This is a genomic window from Actinoplanes sp. NPDC048791 (assembly GCF_040650095.1).
Taxonomy (GTDB): Bacteria; Actinomycetota; Actinomycetes; order Mycobacteriales; family Micromonosporaceae; genus Actinoplanes.
On record NZ_JBEZGQ010000556.1, the window covers coordinates 1 to 5,601 of the forward strand.

General features: G+C 70.8%; 4 protein-coding genes. All 4 read left to right on the forward strand.

Features of this window, described 5'->3' with window-relative positions; genetic code table 11:
* Positions 1-1,732: 1,732 nt before the first annotated feature.
* The 4 genes from AB0C29_RS30895 (at position 1,733) to AB0C29_RS30910 (ending at position 5,520) form a co-directional block, all read left to right on the forward strand.
* Complete coding sequence (locus AB0C29_RS30895) at positions 1,733-2,332, forward strand: RNA polymerase sigma factor (RefSeq protein WP_360827507.1); 600 nt, start codon at positions 1,733-1,735, stop codon at positions 2,330-2,332.
* A gap of 112 nt (positions 2,333-2,444) precedes the next feature.
* Positions 2,445-3,128: a hypothetical protein gene (locus tag AB0C29_RS30900; RefSeq protein ID WP_360827510.1), complete on the forward strand. Its 684-nt coding sequence runs from the start codon at positions 2,445-2,447 to the stop codon at positions 3,126-3,128.
* Positions 3,125-3,586, forward strand: coding sequence for a hypothetical protein (locus tag AB0C29_RS30905; protein WP_360827513.1), 462 nt, complete (start codon positions 3,125-3,127; stop codon positions 3,584-3,586). The genes AB0C29_RS30900 and AB0C29_RS30905 overlap by 4 nt, the downstream gene beginning before the upstream one ends.
* On the forward strand, positions 3,556-5,520 hold the full coding sequence (locus AB0C29_RS30910; protein ID WP_360827516.1) for a bifunctional polysaccharide deacetylase/glycosyltransferase family 2 protein: 1,965 nt from the start codon (positions 3,556-3,558) through the stop codon (positions 5,518-5,520). Before AB0C29_RS30905 ends, AB0C29_RS30910 begins: the two co-directional genes overlap by 31 nt.
* Positions 5,521-5,601: the final 81 nt, after the last annotated feature.

Consider the following 5,601-nt stretch of genomic DNA (forward strand, 5'->3'; position numbering starts at 1 on the left):
CGCCAGCGTTCGTCCTGAGCCAGGATCAAACTCTCCAACAAAATCTGTGGAAAATCATCCCAGCAACAATCAAAAACTTGCTGCCAGAAGAACCCCCAGCACAAAAAGGCTGAGGCATTACTCATGGCACTGGCTTATCTAGCACCCTGTTGAGTTCTCAAAGAACAACCACACACCGCAAAACTTGCCGCCCAGCTAGGCGACCCGTTCCCGGGGCACTCGTTCAACTTTACTCGCGCTATTTCTCGGCGTCAAATCCGGGTTTTACCGGTTCTGCGTGAGAGTTTCGCGCAAGTTCCCCCGGTCCGTAGCGTCGGCCGAGAGCCGCGCACGACTCTAACCGATGCTATTTCCTGGGGGTTCGCAGGACGGCCGGTAGCTGATCTCTCTGACCGGTTTTGCTTGGCCAGTTCGTTCTGCTTGCCTCGCCCGTTTCCCTGCGGCTCCCAAAACATTACCCGCTCCTCCCGGGAGCGCCAAATCGGCCCCCCGTGGCCCCCGCCACATCGCTTCTGGACGGCCTCAGACGGCCGTCCGCAGCTCGCTGAGCTGGGAAAAGAGCGCTGGGTAGCGGCGTCATCCGATCGGGTAGTGACACCAGACGACGGTGGGCACGGGAAGTGGCATGACGAAGCTGCAATCGCGAGTGGCGTAGTAGAGCTCGGGTATCGCGGAGCCGGAGGCTGCGCACGGCGGGCGGACAGGTCAGACAGGCGGGCGGACCAGGCCGGGCGCGCAGACCAGGCCGGCGGACAGACCAGGCCAGGTGCGCAGACCAGGCTCAGCGGGCGGGCCAGGAAGCCGCGCGGACCAGGCAAGCCGAGCGGACCAGGAGCCAGGCGGACCAAGCAAGCCGGACGGGCCAGGAAAGCCGGACGGCATCGGGTCGTGCCGTTGCTGGTCGTGACGTCGGGGCTGTTCTCCGTGTTGCGGGCCAGGCAAGCCGGGCGGGCCAGGCGGGCTAGGAAAGGCGGGCAGGCCGGGCCGGCCAGGAAAGGCGGGCGAGCCAGGCCGGGCGCGCAGACCAGCCCGGCGGACAGACCAGACCAGGCGCGCAGACCAGACCAGGCGCGCAGACCAGGAAAGCCGAGCGGGCGAGGCGGGTTAGAAAAGGCGGGTAGCCGAGGTAGGCGGGTGGAACAGGGAAGGGCAGGTGCAAAGCCGAGGGACGAGCTCGCGGTGGAGCCCCGTGCTGGGGCTCGGCGCCCGGACTCGCGCGCCCGGCTGGAGCCGGAGGACGAACCAAGGGTCAGGACCCTGGCGAAGCCGCCGGGCAAAGCCCCCGGCCATGGGCGAAGGCGGGACAGGCCAGGTTCAGGTCGGAGTCCGGAGCCCGGGCGGGAGCAAGGAAAACCGGCCTGGAGCTGGCCAGCAACAGACCCAGAGGCCCAGCGGCATTGAGCCCGCACCGGGCCAGGTCTGAACCAGGACCGAGCCAGAACCGGGATCGGCCCGAAACGGCCGAAGACTGAGACCGGAACCGGCCCAAACGGCCGAAGACTGAGGCCGGGACCGGCGCCGGACGCCCTGGCCAGGCCGTACCCACCAACCGTGCCCCCGGACTGCCAAGAGCCACACCCAGCACACGGCAGACCAGACCCCGAAGACCGACAGAAGCGGACCAACAACACCGTCGCACTCGGGGTGGCTTCCGCGTCTCGCTGCTCGGCGTATGGTGCTGCCCTTGGCGGGACGTGCACGTTTCATGCGATAGGGAGCCGACGGGATCACCGTGTCCGATGACGATGACCTCCTCCCCGCGCTGCGGGCTGCTCAGGGTGGTGATGAGCGGGGTTTTGCCACTGTTTGGCGGGCCTTGCAGCCGGCCGTTCTCCGGTATCTGCGGGTTGTCGTCGGTGATGCCGCCGAGGATGTCGCTTCCGAGACCTGGTTGCAGGCCGCCCGGGATCTGCATCGGTTCTCCGGTGATTTCGGGGCTTTCCGGGGGTGGCTCTTCCGGATCGCCCGGCATCGCGGGATCGATGAGCGGCGGCGGCTGGGCCGTCGGCCTGAGGAGCCGGCCGGGTCGGTGCAAGCCGAGCTCCAGGTCCGGGATGCCGCTACCGAGGCACTCGAGGGTTCCGATACGCGATGGGCGCTGGGGCTGATCGCCGCACTACCGGCTGATCAGGCCGAGGCCGTCATGTTGCGGGTGGTCGCCGGGCTGGATGTCGCCACCACGGCCAAGGTGCTCGGTAAGCGGTCCGGTGCCGTGCGGATCGCCACGATGCGGGGGCTGCGGCGGCTGGCCGCCCATCCGCAGGTGCAGGCAAGGAACGCACCGGTGGCTGGAAATTCGCCGGTCGATCCGGCTCTGCCGGAGGGGGTGTAACGCGGTGGGGGCATGGAGCGCTCTTCGGTCTGCGATGTCGATGAGGCGAGCCCGCCGGATCGGTCTCTCCGAGGCCGATCGGCTTGTAGCCGGTGCACGGCCGGACCCTGGCATGGAGGGTCTGGCCGAGCTGCTCGACGCCGCCAGGACTTCCACCCCCGGGGAGGATCTGGCCGGCGAGCGGGCGGCTGTGGCCGGTTTCCTCGCCGCCCGGCAGCGTGCTGTACCGACCGCGCCGCCGAGGAGGCAGAACCTTGCAGTCAGGACGTTGGCGATGAAGGTGGCTCTCGGATTCGCCGTGCTGGCTTTCGGTGGCACCGCCTTGGCGGCGCGGGCGGGCAGTCTGCCCACGCCGGTGCAGGAACGCGCGCATGACATCTTCTCGGGGGTGGGGGTGCCGGCCCCGGAGCCGTCGACGCAGCCCACTGCTGGTGGCGGGACCACGTCAGCCGTACCGTCTCCGCTGCCGAAGCCGTCCCGCAGCGTGACTTCGTCGCCTGCCGCGACCGCTGTCCTGGATCTCTGCCGGGTGTGGGATGCCGCCCGGCAGGATCCGCCCGGTAAGGCGGTGCCGGCGCCGGACCGGCGGGCCCTGGCCGCCGCGGCCGGCGGGATGCCGAAGATCGACGATTTCTGCGCCGGGCTGCTCGGCAAGCCGGCTGTGACGAGCAAACCCTCCGACACCGGTACGCCCACCAAGAAGCCGAAGCCGACACCCCCGGCCCCGGGTAAGCCTTCGGTCACGCCCAGCCACCCCGGTAAGGGTCACGGTAAGCCCTCCGGTCCGGCCAGGTGAACGCCGTCGATCCGGTGTTCCTGGATCGCACCGGGCGGCGCCGGCGGCTCTTCGTGGCCGCGGGTTCGGCCGGTGGCCTGGTGCTGCTGGTCGCCGTGGTCGCGCTGCTGGCTGGGTTCACCGGGGCCGGTCCCGCCTCGGTGCCGGGCTGGCCGGGCACCGATGAGCTGCGCATCAGCCGGCCGGACACCGCGGTGTCGGTCCGTCCCCGGGCGACGAAGACCCGGGCGACGGTCAAGGTCACGACAGCCCCCGCTCGGCGCACCACGGTCCCGGCGGCTCCGGTGTCGAAGACCACCACTACGCCGAGCGCGACCACGAACCCGCACCGGCGGGTTCCCACGCGCACGCCGAAGCCGCGCAAGAGCAAAGGCAAACGGGTACGGCAGCCACCCCGCGAGCACACTGGGCGCTGCTGGCCCTGCTCATGCTGGTGCTGCTGGCGGAGCTGTCGCTGAACGGCTACGTGACGCACGTCGGCGCGGAAGGCAACGGTGAGGCCCCGGCCGCCGACTCCGGTGGTGGTCCGGTCCCGGCCGCGGTGCTCGGAGGCGCGGCCGTGCAGCGGATCACCGCCGACGGTTCGGTCAGCAGCCGGACGATGCCGGCCAGGACCATCGCATTGACCTTCGACGACGGGCCCGATCCGGTCTGGACGCCGCGCATCCTGGCGGTGCTGGCCCGCTACCGCGCCCACGCCACGTTCTTCCAGGTGGGATCGCGGGTCAACGAGCATCCGGAGATCTCCCGGCAGGTCGTCGCGCAGGGCAGTGAGATCGGGTCGCACACGTTCAGCCACCTGGGCACCGCGGGCGCTCCGGAGTGGCAGCTGAGTGCCGAGCTGACGCTGACCCGCAACGCCGTCGCGGCCGCCACGGGTCAGCCGCCGGTCTTCATGCGGCCGCCGTACTCGTCGGCGCCGGATGCGGTCACCGGGGCCGACTTCGCCGCGCTCCGGCGGATCAGTGCCGCCGGTTACCTGGTGGCGCTGACCGACCTCGACACCGAGGACTGGCGGCGGCCCGGCGTGGCGGCCATCGTGCGCAACGCCCGGCCGGCCCGGGGCGCCGGCGCGGTGGTGATGCTGCACGACTCCGGTGGTGACCGGACGCAGACCGTGCAGGCGCTGGAGCAGCTGATCCCGGCTTTGCAGTCGCAGGGCTACCGGTTCGTCACGATGTCCGAGGGTCTGCGGCTGCCCGCCGCGCCACCAGCTTCCGTGGGTGAGCGCTGGCGTGGGCACGCGTTCGCCGCCGCGCAGTCGACCGGTGCCTGGCTGGCTCGGGCGATGACTGTGCTGATGCTGATCGCGGTGGTGCTCGCCGGGCTGCGGCTGCTCGGGCAGCTGTGGTGTGCCCGTACGCATCTGCGCCGGATCCGCCGGCTCGACGCCCAGCCGCTGGTCAGCCTGGGTCTCGTGTCGGTGATCGTGCCCGCGTACAACGAGGCGGCCAACATCGCCGGCACGGTGGGCTCGCTGCTGGCCAACGACTATCCGCTGCTCGAGGTGATCGTCGTCGACGACGGTTCCACCGACGACACCGCCGGGATCGTGGAGCGGCTGGCGCTGCCCCGGGTGCGGGTCGTCCGGCAGCGCAACGCCGGCAAGCCCGCCGCTCTGAACACCGGCGTGCGGCACGCCCGGGGTGACATCTTCATCCTGGTCGACGGTGACACCGTCTTCGCACGCGATGCCGTCGGCCGGTGCATGCCCACGGTGCCCGGGGCGATCGGGGCGTTCCGCCGGGCGGCCGTGCGTGACGTCGGCGGCGTCTCGCAGGACACCCTGGCCGAGGACACCGACTTCACCATGGCGGTCATCCGGGCCGGCTGGCGCGTGGTCTACCAGCCCGGCGCCGTCGCGTGGACCGAGGCGCCGGCCTCGCTGCGGCAACTGTGGCGGCAGCGCTACCGCTGGTGCTACGGCACCATGCAGGCGATGTGGAAGCACCGCCGGGCGCTGACCCAGCGCGGCCCGGCCGGCCGGCTCGGCCGCCGCGGCCTGGGCTATCTGCTGATCTTCCAGGTGCTGCTGCCGCTGAGCGCGCCGATGGTCGACGTGTACGGGCTGTACGGCCTGTTCTTCCTGCCCCTGGGCAAGGTCGTCGCGGTCTGGGCCGGCTTCACCGCGGTGCAGGTCGCCACGGCGGCGTACGCCCTCAAGCTCGACGGCGAACGCTACGGGCCGCTGTGGAGCCTGCCACTGCAACAGGTCGTCTACCGGCAGCTCATGTACCTGGTCGTGGTGCAGTCGACGGTGATGGCCCTGCTCGGCGGCCGCCTCGGCTGGCACCGGATGGTCCGGACCGGAGCTGCCACCGCCCACATCACCGCGGCCACGCCCGTGCCGGTGCCGTATCCCCAGCGGTCGGGGCGCTGGCCGATCAATTAGACCGGAACGCCGCGGGGCAGGCCCGGTGTGGGGCCGGCGTGCCTGCCCCCGCGGCGTTCCTTACTTGATCACTTCGACGCC

Bases quoted from the DNA above. Each gene is read 5' to 3' on its own strand.
- AB0C29_RS30900 (WP_360827510.1), top strand. From the start codon at position 2,445: ATGGAGGGTCTGGCCGAGCTGCTCGACGCCGCCAGGACTTCCACCCCC.
- AB0C29_RS30910 (WP_360827516.1), top strand. From the start codon at position 3,556: ATGCTGGTGCTGCTGGCGGAGCTGTCGCTGAACGGCTACGTGACGCAC.